Below are 20,369 nucleotides of genomic sequence, written 5' to 3' on the forward strand. Positions count from 1 at the left end.
CCGTTAGCGATCGCGCACAAACACGCGGATGCTGCTTTTGATCAGGCGGCGTAGCGGGACCGGAAGTCCGAGATACAGAGGCACGACAAAGCCTGCATGCCGCAACGCGAAGGCAACCACGCGGTTCGGAACCAGAACGTATGTCTGGTCGCGATCGACCCGGCTGCGAGCGGCAGACCGTAGCTGATCCAAGCTCGAAGCTACCGACGTTTCACTCAGGGCATCAACAGGCAAGGTCACCTTGCCACCTTCCTCAGCAATAACGGTAAACAGTCGTTCAAGAGCATGCGCGGCAGTGCCGTCTGTCTGACGATTCTCAGCTGCAAAGAGTGGATCGATATTATCCACTGCTGCTGGAAGGATTGCTTCCCGCCGAAACCAGAACATCGTACCCGCAGAAAAGTACGGTGTTCGTTCCGTCACCTGGCCAAGGTCCAAAGACAATTTCTTCGCAACTGCCTTCATTGCCCGGGTATTGCCCGCAATGTGTTTGTTGATTGCGCATAGCGCGTTCTCCGGAGCAATCAAAGCGATGCGCGGGTCCTCATGCATCCGAGTTACGATTTCGGCCACTTTGTCCCGTCCGGGGAGGAGGGAATCGAGCAACGCATCACGCCAAGCGTCCCCATCCAGGCGGTGAACGGACCGCTTGCCGTGCAGTTTCAGGCCAATCTCGAACGGCCCCGCCGCTGACAAAGCTTTGAGGAAGGGTAGCACGTCACGACCACGGTTCTCGACCTGATGCACCTGCATACCAGTCAGGTGTGATGTCGTCGGCTCTTCCAACACAGGATTGGCGAATGTTGTTGTCACTACGAGGCGAAACGGAACCGCCATCGTGTCTTCGAGCCTCTGGCGGATGCCAGGCCAGACTTCAGCATAGTGGACGTGGACGAAAACAACGACTGAGCTCACGATCTACCTCCTGCGATCCAGCCGTCGCGACCAGCTGAAATTAGTTTGCGTGCCGTCGCGAGTGCTGGCGACGCGCTCAAGACGAAGACGCCAATTTGGAGAGGCACGTAAATCATTGAACGCAGTTTCCACCGTATTGGAACATGGCGTTGTCGAAGCAGCAGCGCTTGACTGCGCACATAATTCGCCATCCGATCAACGCTCTGTCGTGGGAAAGCGACCGGACCAAGACGAATAGTTCCGGTTCCGACGCGGTGAGACAGTAGGGAGACCTCTTCGACCCAAACAGAACAATTGTGTGACCAAGCGCGAAAGCCCCATTCAACGTCTACCGCGTCCATCCGCAACACTTCGTCAAACGCGCCGATCTGCGACCAATAATTGAGATTCAGCAGGCAACCGGAAATGATGACGAAATCAACGGGAACCGCGTTGCCGGAAGCCGCTGCCCGCGCGTGATAGCGCGGTGCCTTCGTACCGCTCCCCTCCGCCGCAATCGGCCGCGCACCGACTGCGGCAGGGCGCGTCCCTTCGGCTACGAGGCGCGAAAGCGTCGCGTCAAGACGACAGATGAGATCTGGAACGGCTTCACTGTCCTGGTCGAACATAATGATGCGCTCAAATCCATCACGGATTGCCGCTTCGCACAGCGTATTCAGCCCCGCTGCAATACCAAGATTGCGCTTTGACTGATGAATACAGCCTGCCGGACCCGCCCTGAGCATCGCGTCATCAGCAGCGTTGATCGCGTCTCCGGTCGGGCCGTCAATGAACAGATAGACCCTTCCGACGCTGGATGCTGCCGTCTTAATGAGCGCCTCCAACAGTATCATGTCTGGGCGGTAAACGGTGATGGCCGCCGCTACGTGGGGAAGCTTCGTCGTCATATCAGAGAGCGTTCACGCCCCGCCTTTCGCCATTCGCTGCCGATACTTGCCTGAGTCGCTGCTGCCGAGTTCACGAGGCAATTGTGCGACCTGATCGGCATCAATGTATCTATTGAGATAATTGTCCCTTCGGTACCGTAGACCTTCCGACCGTGTCACAGCTCTGAAGCTCGCACGAATTTTGCCGCGTGCATGAGCGAACCCCGTGCCGCGGCATTTGAAGAAGCAAACACTGGACCCATCGACCCGACGACAACGATCCCTCGCTTATAGATGATCTGCACTTCACCGTTTGGGGAAATCTGAACGTGCACGCAAGCTCGGAGGCTGTCCTGTCATAATGGCATAGCCAAGTGATTGCCTGGTTCGAGCATGGCGCCGCTGGCATATCTCCAATCGAACCGGCGCGGTTATCTGGCCAAAAAACGGCCACCTCATATCGTTCGGCGTCAAGCCAGCACAGGCGAGGGAGCTCCCCCGAGACGGACAGCCTCGAGTACCGCTTCCGTGTTCTAGCCCTGGCTCCATTAAGTGCCGCATTACTTCATACAAGCCGATGCGGAATGGACTCCACGAAATTCTGAACGCCGGCGCCTGATCGAGGATATGTTCCGCGGTGGCGCATGCATGCTATATCCCCGATGCGCGGATACGCCGATCGCCAAGTAAAACGACCCTATTCAGGCATACAGAGCCCGTTCCCAACGATCGCAGCCTGTTTCGCACGGGCTGACGCGGCAGCGAGACTGAGACGACCTTATCGGAAGCTTTGCGCTTTCATGGTCACTTGTGTCGGCGACGCCATAACCCCTATTGAATGGCAGCGGCATCCCTTCCTAAAATTGCCTTATGATACGCTTCCAGCACGTCTTCGAACGCGCCGTAAGCCCTGACCTTGCCGTGTTCCATCCATAGCCCTGTGTTGCACCACTCGCGCAACAGTTCATCGGAATGGGACGCGAGAACAAGAATGCCTGCTTCAGCAATGAAGGCATTCAACCGCTGCTTCGCTTTCTGGATGAACGCTGCATCGCCAGCGCCTACCCCTTCATCTATGAGAAGGATATCCGCCCGCACCGATGTCGAGACGGCAAAGGCAAGACGCGTAGCCATGCCGGCCGAATAGGTACGAAGCGGCATGTCCAGAAATTCACCAAGCTCCGATGCCGCAGCAATCTCGTCCTGACGAGAACGGATTTCTTTGAGATTGAGGCCGAGGAGGACGCCGCGCAGCAGGATGTTGTCCCAGCCAGTTGCGTCCGGGTCCATGCCGAAACCGATGTCGAACACCGGCGCAACTCTTCCGGTAACACGAATGCGGCCGGCCGTCGGTTCAAATATCCCTGCCATGGCGCGCAGAAGCGTCGTCTTGCCAGCCCCGTTATGTCCGATCAGTGCAAGCCGTGCGCCTTCCTTCAGGTCAAGCGAGAGGCTTTCTACTGCTCTGACCGAAACGCGGGCCCCTCCTTGGGCCCGAATCTGGCCACCCGTGGCCATCGAGAGGATGTTGTTTTTGAGTGACCGGCTTCCAGCATTGAAGATTGGAATGTCGATTGACACGTTGTCGAGGAAGATGGAGGTCATTTTAAGCCCAGTAAGGGATGCGCGCGCGTAGGCGGCTGAAGAAAACAATTGCTACCGCGGCAAGGCCGACGGTTACGCCCAGACTTACGCTCCAATTCAGAGCCGTTGGCATGCGCCCCAGAAGTGGCTCTCTGACGATAGCAAGGAAGTGGTAGAACGGATTCGCCATTACGAAGTAAGCGCGCTCTGGCAAGCTCTGCGGTGTCCAGATAATTGGAGTGAGGAAGAAGAGAATCTGAGTAAAGCTTGCGGTTATTGGCGGAATATCGCGAAATCGCGCTGCCATCGGACCAAGTACCAAAGCCAAAAAGAAGCCCGCTGTCAGTATCAAGGCAATGCCAGGAATGGCAAGAAGCGCCGTTGCGCCCGGCCAAATACGAAAGAAGATTGCCACGCCAACATAAATAAAAATGTTATGACCGAAAACCACCAAGTGGCGCCAAGCAAGCTGGTAGGCATAGATGCTGAATGGAAGATGCGCTTGTCGAACTGAATTCGCGGCAGACGTGAATACAGTACAAGAGTCGTTGATCATGCCTGAAATCAATGCCCAGATGATAAATCCAAGCGCGAGATACGGAAGAAACTCGGTTATGTTCTGCGCAAAAATATGTGAGTAAAACCAACCGAGTGCGGTGACCAGGATGCCCATATTCAGCGTCAGCCAGAATGGCCCTAGAACCGATCGTTGATACTGCTTGCGGACTTCCCGCCAGCCCAGGAACGCCCATAACTCGTGGCGGCGTAGGCCTTGCGCGATATCGCTAATGCCCTTGCGCAGCATCGAGGGCCAATATCGGTTGCTGTCGGTCTCTAGAAGCGCGGCTTGCGTCAAGGATCGTCTCCGGTTCAACTGTATCAGCCGGTTAGCGACGGCCCGATCAGATCAATGGACAGAGGGAATACGTCAGGCCGACGATTGAAACAAGCGTGGTGCTGTATCGCTCATTTGGCTGGGGCACGGCGATACCGGGCGCCAATTTTCCCCTGTCGCTGTGACGTGCTTTGGGTGCAATCTGAAACGCTTACGGTCGGCAATTGAAAGGTTGCAACTCGGCAGACGGTCTCTCGTCAAGCACCAAAAGCGGCATTCAGAACCGTATGATTCAACGGTTTGCCGCTGAGCCTGCCGCGCGCCCTGCGTTGGAGCACTTCGCATTGGCTTTCGGCGTTTAATGATGACGCTGCCGAGCTTACGTGCTGCGCGGTCACCAAACGGCGCGGAGCCGGCCGTCCGAGCGGGGAGTACTCGCTTCTTCTGCTACAAAAGCCGAAGCGACGATTGGCGTCTGCCATCATTTATCTGGGCCGTTGCGTTGCCGTCCTGGCGCAGCGGTTTGAAATGATGAACAACCCGGAACATCCCGGGCGATGAGAAATCATCGGCGTGCGAGGCAAAACCTCGCACGCCTCGCACGCCCTCGCACAGAATTCGCAGTAGGCGCTTAAGGTACCGATATTATTCAGGAAATTGGTGGGTGATGTAGGGATCGAACCTACGACCCGCTGATTAAGAGTCAGCTGCTCTACCAACTGAGCTAATCACCCGAGCGCGTTTGGCGCCGTGGACACTGGCCGCGTCCACGAGCGGGTTTCTAGTGGGTGGCATTGGGCTTGTCCAGAGATTCTCTTGGCTTTTCGTCAAAAACTTCCGGACAGGGCGCCGGGACGGGGCAGGGGTGTGAGGGCGTGGGCGGAGGGCCTATATTGTGCAACGCCGCAACTGCGCCAGGATGGCGGGCTTCGCGGCCGAGCAGGAGTTATCTGAAATGGTTTCGCATACGCAGCTTCTGATTGCCGGTTCCTGGGTCGACGGGTCGCAGCAGCAGGTGATCGAGGTTCAGAACCCGGCCACCGGGGAACAGATCGGCACCGTTTCCCGCGCGACGGTGGACGACCTCGATCGTGCGCTCGACAGCGCCCAGGCCGGCTTTGCGACCTGGCGTCGCACGCCCGTGGTGGAACGTGCGCGCCTGTTGCGCCGGGCCGCGGAGATCGTGCGGGAGCGTGCCGACGACATCGCCCGCACGCTGACGATGGAGCAGGGCAAGCCCTTGGCCGAGGCGCGGGTGGAGACGCTGTCCTGTGCCGACGTGCTGGAGTGGTCGGCCGAGGAGGCGCGGCGCATCTATGGGCGCCTGATCCCGCCGCGCGCCGATGGCGTGCGCCAGGCGGTGACGCGCGAGCCGGTCGGGCCGGTGGCCGCCTTCACGCCCTGGAACTTTCCGGTCAGCCAGGTCGTCAAGAAGGTCGCCCCGGCGCTTGCGGCCGGCTGCAGCATCATCGTCAAGGCGACGGAGGAAACGCCCGCCAGCCCGGCCGCATTGATCCGCGCCATCGTGGATGCCGGCCTGCCCGAGGGTGTCGTGCAACTGGTCTATGGCGATCCGGCCGAGATTTCCGGCCATCTTGTGCCGCACCCCGTCATCCGCAAGGTTTCCTTCACGGGATCGGTTCCGGTGGGCAAGCATCTGGCGGCGCTCGCCGGACAGCACATGAAGCGGGCCACGATGGAGCTCGGCGGCCACGCGCCCGTCATGGTGTTCGACGATGTCGATGTGGATGGCGCCGCCGCGACGCTGGTCGGCTCCAAGTTCCGCAATGCGGGGCAGGTCTGCGTGTCGCCGACGCGCTTCCTGGTTCAGGAGGGGATCTATGATCGCTTCGTGAAAAGCTTCGTGGAACAGGCCGGCCGGATCAAGGTCGGGAACGGGCTGGACGAGGGTGTCGGCATGGGACCGCTCGTCAACGAGAAGCGCCTGCAGGCGGTGGACGGGCTGATCGCCGACGCGGTGCGCGACGGGGCCGAACTGGCACTGGGCGGCGAGCGGATCGGCAATTCGGGTTCCTTCTACAGGCCGTCGGTCGTGAAGGACGTCACCCCGTCCATGCGCATCATGAACGAGGAGCCGTTCGGACCGGTGGCGCTGATGATGCCCTTCCGGGCGATCGACGAGGTGGTGCTGGAAGCGAACCGCCTGCCCTTCGGGCTCGCCTCCTATGCCTTCACGCGCTCCGCGCGCAATGTGGAAACCCTGTCGGACGCGGTCGAAGCCGGTATGCTCACGATCAACCATCTGGGCTTGGCCCTGCCGGAAACGCCCTTCGGCGGCGTGAAGGATTCGGGATACGGCTCGGAAGGCGGGTCGGAATCGATGGACGCCTACCTCGTTACCAAGTTCGTGACGCACAACGCCCTGTACTGACAAAGTGGCGGCGGGTGGACAGGCCCGCCGCCATCCATCACGGGCTCGTGAGTTGAACCCGCGCCGGATTGGCGGGACGCTGCCCGATGCGGAGCGCACACGCCCTTCTTTCGGCAATTAGTCTGGGGCTGACGCTCGCCGGTGCCCCTGCCCAGACGCCTGCCCGGGCCGACGATCTAGAGGTGGATGTCGAACTGGTGCTGGCGGTGGATGTATCATGGTCCATGGATCTGGCCGAGCAGCGCATCCAGCGCGAGGGATACAGCGCCGCGTTCCGCAGCCCCGAGGTCCAGGCCGCGATCCGGAACGGTGCGCTCGGCCGTGTCGCCGTCACCTATGTGGAGTGGGCCGGGGACGGGACCCAGGCCATCGTCATTCCCTGGACGCTCATCGACACGCGTGCGGCGGCCGATGCCTTCGCCTATCGCCTCGGTGCCGAAGAGCCGATGCGCGCGCGCCGGACGTCCATTTCCGCCGCCATCGACTATTCCGCGACGCTGTTCGACGCTAATGGCTACCGCGGCCTGCGGCAGGTCATCGACGTTTCGGGCGACGGGCCGAACAATCAGGGTCGCCCCGTTTCGCAGGCCCGGGATGATGCGGTTGCGCAGGGCCTGGTCATCAACGGGCTGCCCTTGATGACGGATGGCGGAAGCTGGCAGTCCTGGGGGACGATCCCGGATCTCGACCGCTACTACGCGCAGTGCGTCACCGGCGGGCCGGGGTCTTTCGTGCTTCCCGTGGCAGAGTGGAGCCAGTTCCCGATGGCCGTGCAGCGCAAGCTCATGATGGAACTGGCCGGGACATGGCCGGCAGCACCACCCGGGCCGGACGAAGCCACGGTGCTTCCCGCCGCGGCCGACACGCCTGCGGATTGCCTGATCGGCGAGCGCATGTGGCAGGAGCGGCAGCGCGGCTGGGACGTCCCGAACTAGCGGGCTGCCGCGCTCAGGCCTCAGGCTTGGGGGGCAGGGGCTGCGGAACGGTCTGCGCAGGGGCGCGGCGACGCTTCCACATGGAGCGCTGTTCGAAACCGAGGACAATGACGATGGCGATCGCGAAGGGGATCAGAAGGTAGAGGATGCGGAAGGCGAGCAGCGCTGCCAGTACGTCCGTTTCCGCCATGCCCTTCAACCCGGCCAGGAAGGCGACCTCCAGCACGCCCAGCCCACCCGGCGCATGCGACAGGAGGGCCAGCGAGAAGGAGATCACGAAAATCGCCACGACCATCATGAAGCCGGGATGGTGCTCGGGCGGCAGCGCGAAATAGATGATGGCGGCCGCTGCGACGATTTCCGACGGCGCGATGATGAGCTGCCGCAGGACCACGTCGCGCGCCGGATAGCGCAGCTCGAAGGAGCGGATGCGCAAGGGCCGGAAACCGGCAATGCTTCCGATCACATAAAGGGCGACGAGGCCCAACATGATCCCCGCCACGACGCGCGGCAGCGTCGTGCCGACATCGTAGTAGCCGCGTATGGCTTCCGGGTAGAGAAGCAGCGAGACGGCGGTGACGATGACCACGCCCAGCGCGAAGGTGAAGGAGCAGAAGGCGATCAGCAGCGCGACGTTGGAAACCGACAGTCCCTTCGACGTATAGGCGCGATACCGCACCACCGCCCCCGAGAAGACCGAGGCACCGATATTGTGTGACAGAGCGTAGGTTGTGAAGGAGGTGGCAAGGACGAAGGGGAAGGAGATGTTCTTGTTCAGATGGCGCAGGGCGAGCTGGTCATACAGGGCCAGAAGGCCGTAGGCGGCGATCGCTGCGCCAGAGGCGAGCGCCCATTGAACGCCCGAGATGGCCTGGAAGCTCGTCAGAATGTCGTCCAGCGAAAGACCGCGCACCTCGTGGTAGAGAAGCCAGCCGGAAAACAGAACCGCACCAAGGCCGATGACCGGCCAGATATATTCCTTCAGCCTCATGCCCACTCCCTGCTGCCCGGCACGGCCGATGGGAGGAGCTTGCGGCCCCGCCGGGCGGATGCATTCACTCCATAGACTCCACAATCCCTGGCGTGAAGGCCGCGCGCACAGATTTGACCGCGTAGGCGGCGGTTCCATGGCGATTTCTGAGGAATAATTCGCCGAGCATGGAACAACTTGCCACAGGGCACATTTATGTCGCAGGGATTGTCCTAACTGGAGTATCGGGATGCACCGCCGCACTGCCGCAATCGCTTTCAGCCTGGCCGCCGTCATGGCCCTGTCCGCCTGTGCCAACACCGTCCGCGGCGTCGGCCGGGATGTCGGCAACACGGTCTCGGCGACCGAAGGCGCCGTCAACGACGTCGCATCCCGCTAACGGGATCGGGCCGTCCCAGAGGGGCGGCCCATCATGCCGACCATCAGAACGATAAGCGCCGTCCGTTGACCGGGCGGCGCTTCGTCGTGCTGCAAGCCACTGATTAGTCGAACGGTAATGAATTGCCCTTATGCCTGATGACGCGGGGCAAAAGCCCGCGCCCCGGTTTCAGGTCTTGCGTACCGGGGCAGCGTATTGCGGCGCTGGCCGGAGGGTAGTGCGCGTTCGATTTCGAGCGGTCGGAACGGCTTCATGACGGCCGGCACCTGCTCGAAGGCGGCCGGTATGTCCGCCAGACTGGCCGTCACGAAACAGAAGGGGATGCCGCGGGTCACGAGTTGCCCGGCGACAGGCAGGGATGTCTGCCCCCCATGGCCAAGATGCAGATCCAGAAGTGCAAAATCGACACCCGAGCGCAGCAACGTCATGGCGCGCTCGACGGTGTTCGCAACGACGATCTCCGCACCCGTGTTGGTCGCGACGATATCTTCGATGTCCATGGCGATCAGGGCGTCGTCTTCCAGTATCAGGATACGCATCGCACCAGGCTCCTGTTCCGATTCGGCGCCATTGCCGGACCGCCTTCGCACAAGCACAACGGCATTTTCGCCGGACGGTTGCCGGTGCGACGAATTGTTTCCATTTCTGGTCTATGAAGTCTTAACGCGGCTCAGACCTGCCAGCGGCGGTGAAACCACATCCACTGCTCGGGCGTCTCACGTACCCAACGCTCGACGATATCGTTCAGGACCTGCGCGCTGGCGGTGATGTCGATATCCCCGTCTACGGTGCGGGGCAGATCCAGCCTCGGCTCCAGTTCGAGCCGGTAGCGTCCGTTTGGCAGCCTTATGCAGCGCACCGGATAGACTTCGGCGCCATATTGGCGGGCAAGCTTCGGCACGAGGGGGTTGGTCCGGCAGGGACGGCCGAAGAAGAGGGTCGGCTCGCCCTTGCGGAACTTCTGGTCGACAAGCATGCCGACGGCCCGGCCTTCCTCCAGCCGCGCGGCCAGATTGCGGGCCGCGCCCGCCTTGGACGGGACGAGATGGCCGCCATCCGTGCGGCGCGCATCGAGAACGCGGCGGGCGATGAATGGGTTGTTCGGCTGCCGGAAAAGGGCCGTTACCTCCAGATCGAAGGCTGCCGCGCAGACCGGCAGAAGCTCGAAGCAGCCGATATGCGCCGTGAAGAAAATGAAGGGACCCTGGCGCGCGCGCAGATCCTCGAACAGGGCGATCCCGTCCACATCGATATTGCCTTCGCCCTCCGGGCGGTAGGGCACATAGTCGAAGATCTGATCGAGGAAGACGTATTCAGCCGCCACGCGGCCCATCTGGCCCCAATTGGCCCGCGCGATCCTTTGTATTTCCGCGGCGCTCATGCCGGGATAGGCGTGGCGCAGATTATCGACCGCCACGCGATGGCGGGGCGTCAGCGGGCCGACAGTGCGGGCGAGCCAATCGGCAAAGTCCAGGGCGCGCCGTGCCGGAAGCCGTTTGAGAAGGGCGAGCAGGCCGAAGACGAGTTGCGCCAGCACGAAATCCCGCGCAAGGCGAAGGCGCGCACCGAGCCGTCGGAGCGTCGCGCTCATTGCGGAAGGCTCTCCTCCGGCATCCGCAGGATGATCTTGCCGAAGACCTGACGCCCTTCCATGCGCGCCAGAGCGGGGGCGATGTCGTTGAGCTGGACCTCGGTGTCCACCACGGGCTGGACGAGGCCTTCCGCCATCTTGCGCATGGCGTCGGCCATGTTGCTCATGCGGCAGCCGAAGGAACCGAACAGCTTCAATTGCTGCTGGAAGAGCTGCATCAGGTTCATCTGCGTCGAAACGCCCGATGTCGAGCCGCAGGTGACCAGCCGGCCGCCGCGCTTCATGCACAGCATCGAGCCCGCCCACGTATCGGCGCCCACATGCTCGAAGACGACGTCCACGCCGCGCTTGCGCGTGAGCTTGCGCACGACGCCTTCGAAGCGGTCCTGGCGATAATTGATGACATGGTCGGCCCCGAGCGCCCGCGCCTTGTCGATCTTGTCGTCGGAGCCGACAGTGGTGATGACAGTGGCACCATGGCGTTTGGCGAGCTGGATGGCCGCGGTGCCGATGCCCGAACCGCCCGCATGGACGAGGATGGTTTCACCCGGCGACAGGCGGGCATTGTCGAAGAGCATGTGCTCGACCGTTCCGAAGGTGACCGGTGCCAGGGCCGCGCCGACTTCGTCGCAGCCGATCGGCGCGGGCACCAGAAGGCGGGCCGGCAGGTTGATGAACTGCTGTGCGAAGCCATCCAGGTGGAAGCCGTGAACGCCCGACACATGCTCGCAGAGATTGTCCCGGCCTTCGCGGCAGGGGCGGCACAGGCCACAGGTGCGCGCACCGTAGATCGAGACGAGCTGCCCCGGCACGAGGCCGGACGTGCCTTCGCCCAGCCGTGCCACGACACCCGACGCCTCGGCCCCGATGGTGAGCGGCAGCTTGCGCTTGGCGAAGGCCATGCCGCGCCATCCCCAGACGTCGATATGGTTGAGCGCCACCACGCGAACGGCCACCGTGACCTCACCCGGGCCGGGGGGCGGCGGCGGCGCGATCTCGACGCGCTTCAGTTCGCGATCCGCGACGAGTTGCAAAGCATGCATGGGCAGGTTTTCCCAGAAAGATGAGGGCGTCAGGCGCGCGGTTCCCGCCCGATGACGAGGCTGGCATTCTGGCCGCCGAAGCCGAAGGAGTTCGACAGCGCCGTGGTGACGGATGCCGTCCGCGCCGTATTGGGAACGACGTCGAGCGGAATGGCAGGGTCCGGCGTGTCGTAGTTGATCGTCGGCGGCAACACCCCTTCGCGCAGCGTAAGAAGAGAGAAGACCGCCTCGATGGCGCCGGCTGCCGTGAGCGTGTGGCCGATCATCGATTTGTTCGACGAAATGGGCGTGGCGTTGAGAGCGTCGCCGAAGACCTTGGACATGCCCGTATATTCCATACGGTCGTTTTCCGGCGTGGAGGTGCCATGGGCGTTGATATAATCGATCCCCTCCGGCGTCAGGCCCGCATCGGCCAGGGCGCGCTGGATGGTCGCGACGATGGGGGAGGCGTCGGGCTTGGAGCGCGTGCGGTGGAAATCGTCCGCGGACTCGCCATGGCCCAGCATGACGCCGAGCACCTCTGCCCCGCGCGCGCGGGCCGAGGACAGGGATTCCAGGACCAGCGCGCCGGCACCCTCGGCCATGACGAAGCCGCCCCGATCCTTCGAGAAGGGCCGCGACGCCTTTTCCGGCGCGTCGTTCGCCGTGCTGAGCGCCGACAGGAGCGAAAAGCGGACGAGTGCTTCGGCGCCGACCGATCCATCGGTGCCGATGGTCAAGGCACGCTCCGTCTCGCCCCGCCGGATGGCTTCGATGCCGAGCTGGATCGCCGTGGCGCCCGAGGCGCAGGCCGTGGACAGGGTGACTGGCAGGCCGCGTGTCCCGAGCCTGTCGGCGAGGCGTTCCGAAATGCCGCCGAACAGGGTGAGATCGTAGATGGACGGCTCGCGTCGATGCGCGGCGATCCGCATGAGCCGGTCGTAACCGGCTTCTTCCAGGACCTCATCGGGCAGGCTGTCCAGATAGAGCCGCTGCGACCATTCGAGTTCGATCGGCGGCGCGGCCAGGAAAAGCGGGGCGTCGAAGCGGCCCGGCGTCAGCCCGGCGCCTTCGATCGCCTCCGTGCCGGCAGCCTCGGCCAGCGCGTAGGACAGGTCGATCCCGCTCCAGGGTTCGACATCCATGAAATCCACGGTGCCGGCAATGGTCGTGCGCAGGTTGCCGGTCGGGAAGCGGGTGATGCGGTGAATGCCCGAACGGCCGGCGGTCAGTGCGGCCCAGTTTTCAGCGACGCCGCGCCCGAGAGACGTGACGACGCCCATTCCCGTGATGGCCACGATGGGGCGGCCGAGCGCATCCGTGTCCTTATCGCTCATGGCTGTCATCCTATCGATTCGAGAAGGCCGACGCCCTCGCCGCGCACATGGCCGACGGTCGTCACCAGGGCGCTGCGCGGGGTGAAGTCCACCACGGGCTCCTCGCCACCGCTGGCCGATACTGGCACCACGCCGCGCGACAGGGAGGCCGCCGCCAGAGCAAGGCCCGCGCTGAACTGTGCTTCCATGCCGTGGCCGATGGCATCGCCATAGGCGCGCAGGGCAGCCTGTGGAAAGCGGGCGCCGATGACGTCCCGCTCGACGGTGGTGGCCGGGGCAAGACCGGTCGCGCCGGACAGGACGAGAAGATCCCGCCCGTCGGCGCCGCTGTCGATGATCAGCCGTTCCAGGCGCGCCGCCAATGCCTGCGGGTCCCGCTGGCCGCGGTCGCCGGCCACGAAACGCAGGCGCGCATAGGCGGGCACATTGCGCTCCTGGGCCGATTCCAGCGATTCCAGGATCAGGAAGGCGCCCATGGAACCGGGTGCAAAGCCGCCCTCCGCCCCGCGCGAAAAGACGGGCCGCCAGGGATCGGGCTGCAGATAGCCGCCCAGCGCGTAGTTGACGAGGATATCCTTACGCTCGGCCGAGAAGGCGCCGCCGACCAGGCAGATCCGGCTCTGACCGCTGGCAATGCGCGCCGCCGCGACCTGGACGGCGGAAATGCCGGCGCTTTCCTCTCCCATGAAGGTGCGGGACGAGCGCGTCACCTTGTGGACGATCGAGATATTGCCGGCCAGAAGGTTGGAAAGCTGCGCTAGGAAGAGGGTCGGCCGCAACTCGCTCATCAGGAGTTCGTTGATCTGCTCGCGCGGGTCGGCCATGCCACGGGCGCGTGCCATGATCAGCGCGTCCACGGTTTCGTCCCGCTCGCCGCCGCCGGCCGCCACGATCATGTCGAGGTTTGCGCGGAAGGCCTCGTCCTTGGGTATGTCGGCATCGTCGAGCGCGAGCCCAGCCGCATAGGTCCCGAGCCGCTGCCACGTTTCCATCTGGCGCAGATCGCCCTTGCGCTCGATCTGACGCGACCAGTCGATGGCCGCGAGCGGATGGACGAGGGCAGGTGCGAAGCGCGTGTCATCGATGACAGGCTGGTACCCCGCCGCTGCGGTCAGGCGCTGCAGATGGGCATCCACGCCCTCTCCGAGGGAGGAGACGAGGCCAATGCCGGTGACGACGACGGGGTGCGTGGCCATGGTGACGGTCAGGCCGCCTTTGCGGCGCGCAATTCGTCGATCTTCGCGCAGAGGTTCTTCATGACGAAATACTCTTCCGTGTCCACTTCGCCGTCATTGACCTGCTGCGTCCACTTCTCGAGCGGGATTTTGATCCCGAATTCCTTGTCGATGGCGAAGACCACGTCCAGGAAGTCGAGCGAGTCGATGCCGAGATCGTCGATCGTGTGGCTTTCGGGGGTTATCGTTGCGCGGTCGATCTCGCTCGTATCGGCGATGATGTCGGCAACCCGGTCGAACGTATTGGACAAGGGTTCGTCTCCTGATAGCTATCGTTTGGCGTGCTCTAAAACCTTTCAAGTCGCCGTGAAAGGTTAAAATCCCGCCTCAGGCAATATAGGCCCGCTGGTGCGGATTTGTGGCCGGGGCTTGCGCCGGCTCGGTCGTCTTGCAGATATCGATCCATTCCGCGCCGCAGATCGCGGCCAGGCGTTCCGGCGCGATGTGGACCGCACTGTTGCGTGAGCCGGCGGCGGGGACCACCATCGGATAGGCCTTCAGGCTGACATCGCAATAGAGCGCCACGTCGTCCGGCACGCCGAACGGGCAGACGCCACCGACCGGATGGCCGATCCGTGCCTCGACCTCTTGTGCATCGAGCATGCGCGGCTTTGCGCCGAACCGCTCCTTGATCTTGCGGTTGTCGAGCCGCGCATCGCCCGCCGCCACCACGAGAATGACGTCCTCACCCACGCGCAAGGACAGCGTCTTGGCGATCTGACCGGGCTCCACCCCGTGCCCGGCCGCGGCCTCGGCCACCGTGGCGGTGCTGACGCTGAGTTCGATGATCTTAATATCCGGCGCGTGCCGTGCCAGGAACGCGCGGGCTGTCTCCAGACTCATGGCCTTTCTGTCCCTTTCTTCGGATGCCGGCCGGGCCGTGACGATGAATCGAGCCTGCCGGCAATGCCGAGCGCGGCCTGTGGATTGCGCTCCTTGAAGCCCGATATGACGAAGAGGAAGACCTCGCGCGGGCCGGAGGCGGCGGATGCGATGCTGGCGTTCTTGTGTCCGGCGGCCATGTCGCGCGCAGCGCTTGCCCAGCCATCCATGGCGGATGGGGCGTAGCCGTCGGCCTCTGACTCAGTAGTGCCCATGATGCGCAGATAGGCGAAGGGCGCCGTTGCGACATCGATCCGCGGATAGTCTGAATCGGCCGCGAGCACGATGGCGACGCCATGGCGGCGGGCGATCTGCGCGACCGCGTCATCGAGAAAGCTTTCGTGCCGCGCCTCTACGGCATGCTTCAGGCCGATGCCGCCGGCCTTGTCGGGCAGGAGCGACAGGAATGACTCGAATTCTTCGGGCTGGAAGCGCTTGGTGGGGGCAAGTTGCCAGTTGATCGGGCCGAGCTTGTCGCCCAGCTCCGCGATGCCGCTGGCGACGAAGCGGTCGATCGAGTCCCCCGCTTCGGCGAGGTTCTTGCGGTTTGTCGTAAAGCGCGGAGCCTTCAGCGCGAAAAGGAAGTGGTCGGGCGTCTCGTCATGCCATTTGCGAAAGGTGGCGGGCGTCTGGCTGCGATAGAAGGTGCCGTTCACCTCCACCACGCCCAGGCGGCGGCTCATGAAGGCGAGTTCGTCCGCATGCTTGACGCCCTTGTCGTAGAATGGGCCCCGCCAAGGGGCGTAGGTCCAGCCGCCGACGCCGACATGGATGGGTTGGCTGGACTTGACGGGATTTGGCATTGACGTTTCACCGGTACGGGACGGCAGGCCCGGGCAGGCCGGCCGCGATTATGGAGTGAGACAGTGACCGTTACCCTTTACGGAATCAAGAACTGCGACACGATGAAGAAGGCCAGGGCCTGGCTCGACGACCATGGCGTCGCCTATCGCTTCCATGATTACAGGGTGGACGGGGTCCCGGCCGAAGCGTTGGGGCAGTGGGTGGCCCGACTCGGCTGGGAAACCGTTCTGAACCGTGCCGGGACGACGTTCCGCAAACTGCCGGAGGCGGACAGGACGGATATCGACGCCGGGCGCGCTCTTGCGCTCATGCAGGCGCAGCCCGCGATGATCAAGCGACCCATCCTGACGAAGGCTGACGGCGTTCCCGTCCCCGGTTTTTCCCCAGAGCGCTATGCGGCCCTGTTCGGCTGAACGGGCCCGCAACCGGCGGGCCCGTTCATCATCGGACGATGATGGGGTCTGGGCGCGTGATCAGGACGGGGGCTGCTGGTCGCGCACCTGATCCAGGATCGTATTCTGGGCCAGGACGAGCGCGCGGATGCAGCCTTCCTCGTCGTTTCGGCTTTGCGCTGCCTGAGCTTCGCCGACATGGGTCTTGGCATCCGCCGTCTGCAGGCCGCTGGATTCGGCCTGTCCGACGAGGTCGTCGATCTGCGGCAGGGCCTGCGCGCATGTCGGTGTGGCAGCCTGCGGCGCGGTTGCCGCGTCCTGTGCGAGTGCGGGAAGGGTGATGGCGGCCCCGAGGGCCCCGGCAAGAATGAGACGCTTCACTGGCATAGCTCCGTTTCGCGTTTTCATGCCGCAGCACCCGTCCGGCACTGCGACGCACACGAGGCTCACGGCTTCGTGTGGCGGCAAAGGGCGCTCGGCGTGATCATTCAATGACGATTTGATGATGGATCGCGGCAGCCGTGGCGGCGCCGGCGCTTGACCGGTCAGGGGGAAGATCCGATCCGGTGCTGGTTCGGTCAGACGCGCGTTTCGGGCAATTGCCGCCGCGGAGGCTCCGTATGGACCGCGCGCACGAGATCTTCGATGGCCTGCATCTTGGACCGCTTCAGCGCCTCGCGCGCCGAGATGATGCCGGCAAGATAATCGGCCAGGATGACGGTAAGCGGCATGTGAGAATCCCCCGATTCGCATGTGGATAACCAGGGTAGAGCCTGTGGATAATTTTGCCATAGGCCTGCCTCAATTCGGATGAGGGCGTTGCAATTGCGACTCACGTGAACGGACCCGGAACACCCGGCTTTGCAGGGCATTGACACGGTGAGGGGTGGACGTTCGCAGCCTTTACGATTGCGGCCGATCCGGGGCGGTTTCGTGGCGCTGCGGCTCCTCGATGACGGTGGCGAGTTCCGGTGCGATGGATGCGGTTGCGCGCCCCTTGCGCTGCTCGCGCAGGAAGATGAACAGCCCCGATCCGACGATCAGCGCCGCGCCGGCCAGAAGCGACAGACGCGGCTCGTCACCGAAGAAGAGGACGCCGTAGACGATGGCCCAGACGATCAGCGTGTACTGGTAGGGGACGACGACCGACGCTTCCGCGACGCGGAGCGACTGGTTCACGCAGACATGCGCCAGCATGGCGATCACGCCCAGAAGAGCCAGCGCCGCAAACCCCGGCAGATCGACCGGTGTCCAGTCGAACGGCGCCGTGACGAGGCCGAAGATGAGCGCTGCGACCGTCTGCCAGGTGATGAGCGTCGTGCCGCTTTCATGGGACAGGAAACGTGTCGAGATCATCAGAAGCGCGTAGGTGAAACTGCCGGCGACGGCGATGATCGCGCCGAGGGAGGCCTGGTTGAAGGTCGGTCCGAGGGCGATGAGAACACCGAGAAAGCCGACGAGGACCGCCGACCAGCGCCGCCAGCCGACCTGTTCCTTCAGGATCAGCGCGGAAAGGGCCGTCACGTAGATGGGGCCGGCCAAGTAGAATGTCATCACGTCGGCGAGCGGCAGATAGAAGAGCGCACCGTAGAAGAGCGCCACCTCGGCCGTGGAGCAGACCGCCCGCATGATGTGGATATGCCGGCGCGCGGGCTTCAGCACGGAACGCCGTTCACGCCATATGAAGGGCGACAGGATCGCCAGCGCGGCGAAACTGCGGATCAGAAGGATCTGGCCGATCGAGTAGGTGGCGATCAGGAACTTGCCGAGCGCGTCGTTGGACGCGAACATGAAGACGCCGACGAGCATGAGCACGATGCCGAAGGCAGCGCGGCCATGTGGTGCGAGTGGTGCGGGGGAGTCTGTATGCGGCATGATCGGAACCCGGGGTCTGAACGGCCTACCGCGATATCAGATCGGTTCGGCTCTGGCACCGTCCCTTTCCCCGGAACCGGAGGCGACGGAGCCCTGTTCCACTCCTGCATCGTTCTGGAGGTGGCATGAACAGGCGTGACAGGCACGGACGCATCTTCGCTTTTGCGGGGTTCTGGATCTTCGGCGTGGCCTGCCTCCTGATGATTTCCGCGCTGATCTATTACGTCTGGCTGTTCCTGACGCAGATGTGATCGCGGTCCCAAGTCGTTAGAGACCCAATCGTCAATGCCTTCTGGGCAAAACTGTTGCTTGCGTGCAACGGGGTGTGTGCAACCTGCATTCCGCCTTGAAAGCGGCACGTTGCCTTGTCAACCGCGGCGCTCCAGATTCGAGATTGCCAAATAAATCCAAGGGTTAGAATGTCTCATCATCTCAGCCGCCGTGGTTTCCTGATCGGCGCGCCGCTCGTCCTGACCGGCTGCGTCACGGGCGCGCAACAGGCTCCCGTGCAGCCGGCACGACCGGCCATCCCGGCGCAGTATCTTGCCATGTATGCCGCCATGCAGGATGGCGAGCATGCCGTGCCGGCCATCGATCTGACGGTCGTCGACCCGCAATATTGGCGCCGGGTGATCGACTATCAGGGCCCGGAGGGGCCGGGCACGGTGGTTGTCGATCCGGAGCGGCGCTTCGTCTACTACGTTCTGGAAGGCGGGCAGGCCGTACGCTACGGCTGCGGTGTCGGCCGCGCGGGCTTCGGCTTCCAGGGCGATGCCACGATCCAGCGCAAGGCCCAGTGGCCGCGCTGGACACCGACGCCGAACATGATCCGCCTGGATCCGGAGCGCAACGGCCCCTTCGCCGGCGGCGTGCCGGGCGGCCCGGAAAACCCCCTCGGCGCACGGGCTCTGTATCTCTATCGCAACGGGGTCGACACGCTGTACCGCATCCACGGCACGAACGAGGCGTGGAGCATCGGACGCTCTGTGTCGAGCGGCTGTATCCGGCTCTTCAATCAGGATATCATGGACCTTTATGGCCGGGTGCCGACCGGTGCCCGTGTCATCGTCCTGCCCGTCGGCTCGGCCGACCGCTCCGGGAACATGCCGGCCCCCGCCGCGGTTTGAGGAGGGCCGGCGATTGGCCGGCGCGCCTTGAACGCGAGAGGAGAAGCGCGGTGAGCGAGATACATTACAGGATCGTCGAGCACGACGGTGGTTGGGCCTACAAGGTCGACGACGTCTATTCCGAGACGTTTGCGACCCACGACGACGCGCTCGCCGCCGCCCGTGACGCTGCCGCCCGCCAGGAGCTGGGCGGGGAAACGGAAGGCATCGTCTTCCAGACGGCCGACGGAAAATGGCACCGGGAAGTGGCGCGCGGAGACGACCGCCCGCATGCCGATGTGGACGACACGGACGTTCCGTCCGGACAATGAGCACCATGCCTCGGGCGTCCATCCTCGCCTGCCTGCTTGCGGCGTTCCTGTGCATCGGCGGCATCGCTCATGCGCAGGAGCCCGTTGGCAGCGACGTCACGACGCCCAACTTCATCGATCAGAAGCAGCGCAGCAGCAACGCCGTGTCGGGCCCTCCCGGCCCGGCGCGTATCCGCTTCCTGACCAGCGTCGACTTTCCGCCCTTCAGCTTTCTGGACCAGCGTGGGCTGGTGACCGGCTTCAACGTCGAACTGGCGCGCGCTGTGTGCGACACGATGGAGCTGAGCGAGATCTGCCAGGTGGAGGCGCGCCCCTTCGACGCGCTCGTGCCGGCACTCATGGCGGGGGAGGGCGATGCGATCATCGCCGGCCTTGCCATCGATGCCGAGCAACGCGGCAAGCTGGCCTTCACGCGGACCTATCTTCACTTCCCGGCGCGCTTCGTCACGCTGAAGGATGCGGGCTTTGCGCAGGCGCTGCCGTCCGGCCTTGACGGACGGCGCGTGGGCGTCGTGGCCGGCACGGCGCATGAGGCGATGTTCAAGGCCTTCTTCCCGCAGGGTCAGGCCGTGGCCTTCCCGGACCGCGACGCCGCCCTTGCGGCATTGCGCGCCGACGGCGTGGAGGCGGTCTTCGGCGATGGCGTCGGCCTGTCCTTCTGGCTGGCGAGCGAAGCGGCGCAGGGCTGCTGCGCCTTTGCCGGTGGCCCCTATCTGTCGGACCGCTATCTGGGCGAGGGGCTGGCCTTTGCGGTGCTGCCGCAGAACGCCGCGCTGGCGGCGCGCTTCGACGAGGCGCTGCGCCGCGTGGTCGCCGATGGCCGCTTTTCCGAAATCATGCTGCGCTTCTTCCCCGTCAGCGCCTTCTGACGCAAGCCTTCGCGCTTTCACGATCCG

General features: G+C 63.7%; 24 protein-coding genes and 1 tRNA gene. 8 read left to right on the forward strand and 17 right to left on the reverse strand.

Annotated features, from left to right (window positions below; translation table 11 throughout):
• Positions 1-3: 3 nt before the first annotated feature.
• The 5 genes from AUL30_RS15735 to AUL30_RS15750 form a co-directional block, all read right to left on the reverse strand.
• On the reverse strand, positions 4-915 hold the full coding sequence (locus AUL30_RS15735) for a rhamnan synthesis F family protein (RefSeq protein WP_192843078.1): 912 nt from the start codon (positions 913-915) through the stop codon (positions 4-6).
• Positions 912-1,802: a glycosyltransferase family protein gene (locus tag AUL30_RS19530; protein ID WP_083507985.1), complete on the reverse strand. Its 891-nt coding sequence runs from the start codon at positions 1,800-1,802 to the stop codon at positions 912-914. Before AUL30_RS19530 ends, AUL30_RS15735 begins: the two co-directional genes overlap by 4 nt.
• An 810-nt stretch (positions 1,803-2,612) precedes the next feature.
• Positions 2,613-3,386: an ABC transporter ATP-binding protein gene (locus AUL30_RS15740; RefSeq protein ID WP_062228839.1), complete on the reverse strand. Its 774-nt coding sequence runs from the start codon at positions 3,384-3,386 to the stop codon at positions 2,613-2,615.
• Between the two features lies 1 nt (position 3,387).
• Positions 3,388-4,221, reverse strand: coding sequence for an ABC transporter permease (locus AUL30_RS15745; RefSeq protein ID WP_244490862.1), 834 nt, complete (start codon positions 4,219-4,221; stop codon positions 3,388-3,390).
• 637 nt (positions 4,222-4,858) lie between these two features.
• Positions 4,859-4,934: transfer RNA gene (locus AUL30_RS15750), tRNA-Lys, on the reverse strand.
• A 221-nt stretch (positions 4,935-5,155) separates the two neighbouring features.
• On the opposite strand from AUL30_RS15750, the gene AUL30_RS15755 reads away from it, so the two are divergent.
• Both AUL30_RS15755 and AUL30_RS15760 read left to right on the forward strand, forming a co-directional pair.
• A complete protein-coding gene (locus tag AUL30_RS15755; protein ID WP_062228922.1) occupies positions 5,156-6,592 on the forward strand; it encodes an NAD-dependent succinate-semialdehyde dehydrogenase in 1,437 nt (478 codons plus the stop codon).
• Between the two features lie 86 nt (positions 6,593-6,678).
• Entirely contained in the window at positions 6,679-7,527 is an 849-nt protein-coding gene (locus AUL30_RS15760) for a DUF1194 domain-containing protein (protein WP_062228841.1), read from the forward strand.
• Between the two features lie 13 nt (positions 7,528-7,540).
• Here AUL30_RS15760 and AUL30_RS15765 read toward each other — a convergent pair whose 3' ends face one another.
• Positions 7,541-8,518 carry a lysylphosphatidylglycerol synthase transmembrane domain-containing protein gene (locus AUL30_RS15765; RefSeq protein WP_062228842.1) on the reverse strand — a complete coding sequence of 326 codons (978 nt, stop codon included), beginning with the start codon at positions 8,516-8,518 and terminating at the stop codon, positions 7,541-7,543.
• 229 nt (positions 8,519-8,747) lie between these two features.
• On the opposite strand from AUL30_RS15765, the gene AUL30_RS19975 reads away from it, so the two are divergent.
• Positions 8,748-8,897, forward strand: a complete 150-nt coding sequence (locus AUL30_RS19975; RefSeq protein ID WP_192843079.1) for an entericidin domain-containing protein — start codon at positions 8,748-8,750, stop codon at positions 8,895-8,897.
• Between the two features lie 128 nt (positions 8,898-9,025).
• Here AUL30_RS19975 and AUL30_RS15770 read toward each other — a convergent pair whose 3' ends face one another.
• The 8 genes from AUL30_RS15770 to AUL30_RS15805 form a co-directional block, all read right to left on the reverse strand.
• On the reverse strand, positions 9,026-9,436 hold the full coding sequence (locus AUL30_RS15770) for a response regulator (protein ID WP_062228843.1): 411 nt from the start codon (positions 9,434-9,436) through the stop codon (positions 9,026-9,028).
• Between the two features lie 131 nt (positions 9,437-9,567).
• Positions 9,568-10,488, reverse strand: coding sequence for a lipid A biosynthesis lauroyl acyltransferase (locus AUL30_RS15775; protein ID WP_062228844.1), 921 nt, complete (start codon positions 10,486-10,488; stop codon positions 9,568-9,570).
• On the reverse strand, positions 10,485-11,531 hold the full coding sequence (locus AUL30_RS15780; protein ID WP_062228845.1) for a zinc-binding dehydrogenase: 1,047 nt from the start codon (positions 11,529-11,531) through the stop codon (positions 10,485-10,487). Before AUL30_RS15780 ends, AUL30_RS15775 begins: the two co-directional genes overlap by 4 nt.
• A gap of 29 nt (positions 11,532-11,560) precedes the next feature.
• On the reverse strand, positions 11,561-12,847 hold the full coding sequence (locus AUL30_RS15785; RefSeq protein WP_062228846.1) for a beta-ketoacyl-ACP synthase: 1,287 nt from the start codon (positions 12,845-12,847) through the stop codon (positions 11,561-11,563).
• A gap of 5 nt (positions 12,848-12,852) precedes the next feature.
• A complete protein-coding gene (locus AUL30_RS15790) occupies positions 12,853-14,043 on the reverse strand; it encodes a beta-ketoacyl-ACP synthase (RefSeq protein WP_062228847.1) in 1,191 nt (396 codons plus the stop codon).
• A gap of 8 nt (positions 14,044-14,051) precedes the next feature.
• Positions 14,052-14,333 carry an acyl carrier protein gene (locus tag AUL30_RS15795; RefSeq protein ID WP_062228848.1) on the reverse strand — a complete coding sequence of 94 codons (282 nt, stop codon included), beginning with the start codon at positions 14,331-14,333 and terminating at the stop codon, positions 14,052-14,054.
• Between the two features lie 76 nt (positions 14,334-14,409).
• Positions 14,410-14,925 carry a YbaK/EbsC family protein gene (locus AUL30_RS15800; RefSeq protein WP_062228849.1) on the reverse strand — a complete coding sequence of 172 codons (516 nt, stop codon included), beginning with the start codon at positions 14,923-14,925 and terminating at the stop codon, positions 14,410-14,412.
• A complete protein-coding gene (locus AUL30_RS15805) occupies positions 14,922-15,767 on the reverse strand; it encodes a DUF72 domain-containing protein (protein WP_062228850.1) in 846 nt (281 codons plus the stop codon). The genes AUL30_RS15800 and AUL30_RS15805 overlap by 4 nt, the downstream gene beginning before the upstream one ends.
• Before the next feature lie 63 nt (positions 15,768-15,830).
• On the opposite strand from AUL30_RS15805, the gene AUL30_RS15810 reads away from it, so the two are divergent.
• Entirely contained in the window at positions 15,831-16,181 is a 351-nt protein-coding gene (locus AUL30_RS15810; RefSeq protein WP_062228851.1) for an ArsC family reductase, read from the forward strand.
• A gap of 60 nt (positions 16,182-16,241) precedes the next feature.
• On the opposite strand, the gene AUL30_RS15815 is transcribed toward AUL30_RS15810, so the two are convergent.
• The 3 genes from AUL30_RS15815 to AUL30_RS15820 all read right to left on the reverse strand — a co-directional run bounded on the left by AUL30_RS15815 (position 16,242) and on the right by AUL30_RS15820 (position 18,035).
• On the reverse strand, positions 16,242-16,541 hold the full coding sequence (locus tag AUL30_RS15815) for a hypothetical protein (RefSeq protein ID WP_157070227.1): 300 nt from the start codon (positions 16,539-16,541) through the stop codon (positions 16,242-16,244).
• 197 nt (positions 16,542-16,738) lie between these two features.
• Entirely contained in the window at positions 16,739-16,891 is a 153-nt protein-coding gene (locus AUL30_RS19840; RefSeq protein ID WP_157070228.1) for a hypothetical protein, read from the reverse strand.
• Positions 16,892-17,063: 172 nt separating this feature from the next.
• Entirely contained in the window at positions 17,064-18,035 is a 972-nt protein-coding gene (locus AUL30_RS15820) for a DMT family transporter (RefSeq protein ID WP_083507986.1), read from the reverse strand.
• Positions 18,036-18,160: 125 nt separating this feature from the next.
• Here AUL30_RS15820 and AUL30_RS20215 point away from each other — a divergent pair, with 125 nt between their 5' ends.
• From AUL30_RS20215 to AUL30_RS15835, 4 genes are all read left to right on the forward strand, one after another.
• Complete coding sequence (locus AUL30_RS20215; protein WP_280137398.1) at positions 18,161-18,286, forward strand: hypothetical protein; 126 nt, start codon at positions 18,161-18,163, stop codon at positions 18,284-18,286.
• Between the two features lie 168 nt (positions 18,287-18,454).
• Complete coding sequence (locus AUL30_RS15825; protein ID WP_062228854.1) at positions 18,455-19,162, forward strand: L,D-transpeptidase; 708 nt, start codon at positions 18,455-18,457, stop codon at positions 19,160-19,162.
• A gap of 50 nt (positions 19,163-19,212) precedes the next feature.
• Positions 19,213-19,473 (forward strand): DUF2188 domain-containing protein, encoded by a 261-nt coding sequence (locus AUL30_RS15830; protein WP_062228855.1) that lies wholly within the window; start codon positions 19,213-19,215, stop codon positions 19,471-19,473.
• On the forward strand, positions 19,470-20,342 hold the full coding sequence (locus tag AUL30_RS15835; RefSeq protein WP_062228856.1) for a transporter substrate-binding domain-containing protein: 873 nt from the start codon (positions 19,470-19,472) through the stop codon (positions 20,340-20,342). Before AUL30_RS15830 ends, AUL30_RS15835 begins: the two co-directional genes overlap by 4 nt.
• The last annotated feature ends 27 nt before the right edge of the window (positions 20,343-20,369 follow it).

This window comes from Aureimonas frigidaquae (assembly GCF_001463905.1).
In the GTDB taxonomy this organism is placed as follows: Bacteria; Pseudomonadota; Alphaproteobacteria; order Rhizobiales; family Rhizobiaceae; genus Aureimonas; species Aureimonas frigidaquae.

What these genes read in the sequence shown, in the direction of transcription:
- AUL30_RS19530 (WP_083507985.1), bottom strand. Translation starts at nt 1,802, where the DNA reads ATGACGACGAAGCTTCCCCACGTAGCGGCGGCCATCACCGTTTACCGC.
- AUL30_RS15740 (WP_062228839.1), bottom strand. Translation starts at nt 3,386, where the DNA reads ATGACCTCCATCTTCCTCGACAACGTGTCAATCGACATTCCAATCTTC.
- AUL30_RS15755 (WP_062228922.1), top strand. Translation starts at nt 5,156, where the DNA reads ATGGTTTCGCATACGCAGCTTCTGATTGCCGGTTCCTGGGTCGACGGG.
- AUL30_RS15760 (WP_062228841.1), top strand. Translation starts at nt 6,679, where the DNA reads ATGCGGAGCGCACACGCCCTTCTTTCGGCAATTAGTCTGGGGCTGACG.
- AUL30_RS15765 (WP_062228842.1), bottom strand. Translation starts at nt 8,518, where the DNA reads ATGAGGCTGAAGGAATATATCTGGCCGGTCATCGGCCTTGGTGCGGTT.
- AUL30_RS19975 (WP_192843079.1), top strand. Translation starts at nt 8,748, where the DNA reads ATGCACCGCCGCACTGCCGCAATCGCTTTCAGCCTGGCCGCCGTCATG.
- AUL30_RS15770 (WP_062228843.1), bottom strand. Translation starts at nt 9,436, where the DNA reads ATGCGTATCCTGATACTGGAAGACGACGCCCTGATCGCCATGGACATC.
- AUL30_RS15775 (WP_062228844.1), bottom strand. Translation starts at nt 10,488, where the DNA reads ATGAGCGCGACGCTCCGACGGCTCGGTGCGCGCCTTCGCCTTGCGCGG.
- AUL30_RS15780 (WP_062228845.1), bottom strand. Translation starts at nt 11,531, where the DNA reads ATGCATGCTTTGCAACTCGTCGCGGATCGCGAACTGAAGCGCGTCGAG.
- AUL30_RS15785 (WP_062228846.1), bottom strand. Translation starts at nt 12,847, where the DNA reads ATGAGCGATAAGGACACGGATGCGCTCGGCCGCCCCATCGTGGCCATC.
- AUL30_RS15790 (WP_062228847.1), bottom strand. Translation starts at nt 14,043, where the DNA reads ATGGCCACGCACCCCGTCGTCGTCACCGGCATTGGCCTCGTCTCCTCC.
- AUL30_RS15800 (WP_062228849.1), bottom strand. Translation starts at nt 14,925, where the DNA reads ATGAGTCTGGAGACAGCCCGCGCGTTCCTGGCACGGCACGCGCCGGAT.
- AUL30_RS15805 (WP_062228850.1), bottom strand. Translation starts at nt 15,767, where the DNA reads ATGCCAAATCCCGTCAAGTCCAGCCAACCCATCCATGTCGGCGTCGGC.
- AUL30_RS19840 (WP_157070228.1), bottom strand. Translation starts at nt 16,891, where the DNA reads ATGCCGCTTACCGTCATCCTGGCCGATTATCTTGCCGGCATCATCTCG.
- AUL30_RS15820 (WP_083507986.1), bottom strand. Translation starts at nt 18,035, where the DNA reads ATGCCGCATACAGACTCCCCCGCACCACTCGCACCACATGGCCGCGCT.
- AUL30_RS20215 (WP_280137398.1), top strand. Translation starts at nt 18,161, where the DNA reads ATGAACAGGCGTGACAGGCACGGACGCATCTTCGCTTTTGCGGGGTTC.
- AUL30_RS15825 (WP_062228854.1), top strand. Translation starts at nt 18,455, where the DNA reads ATGTCTCATCATCTCAGCCGCCGTGGTTTCCTGATCGGCGCGCCGCTC.
- AUL30_RS15835 (WP_062228856.1), top strand. Translation starts at nt 19,470, where the DNA reads ATGAGCACCATGCCTCGGGCGTCCATCCTCGCCTGCCTGCTTGCGGCG.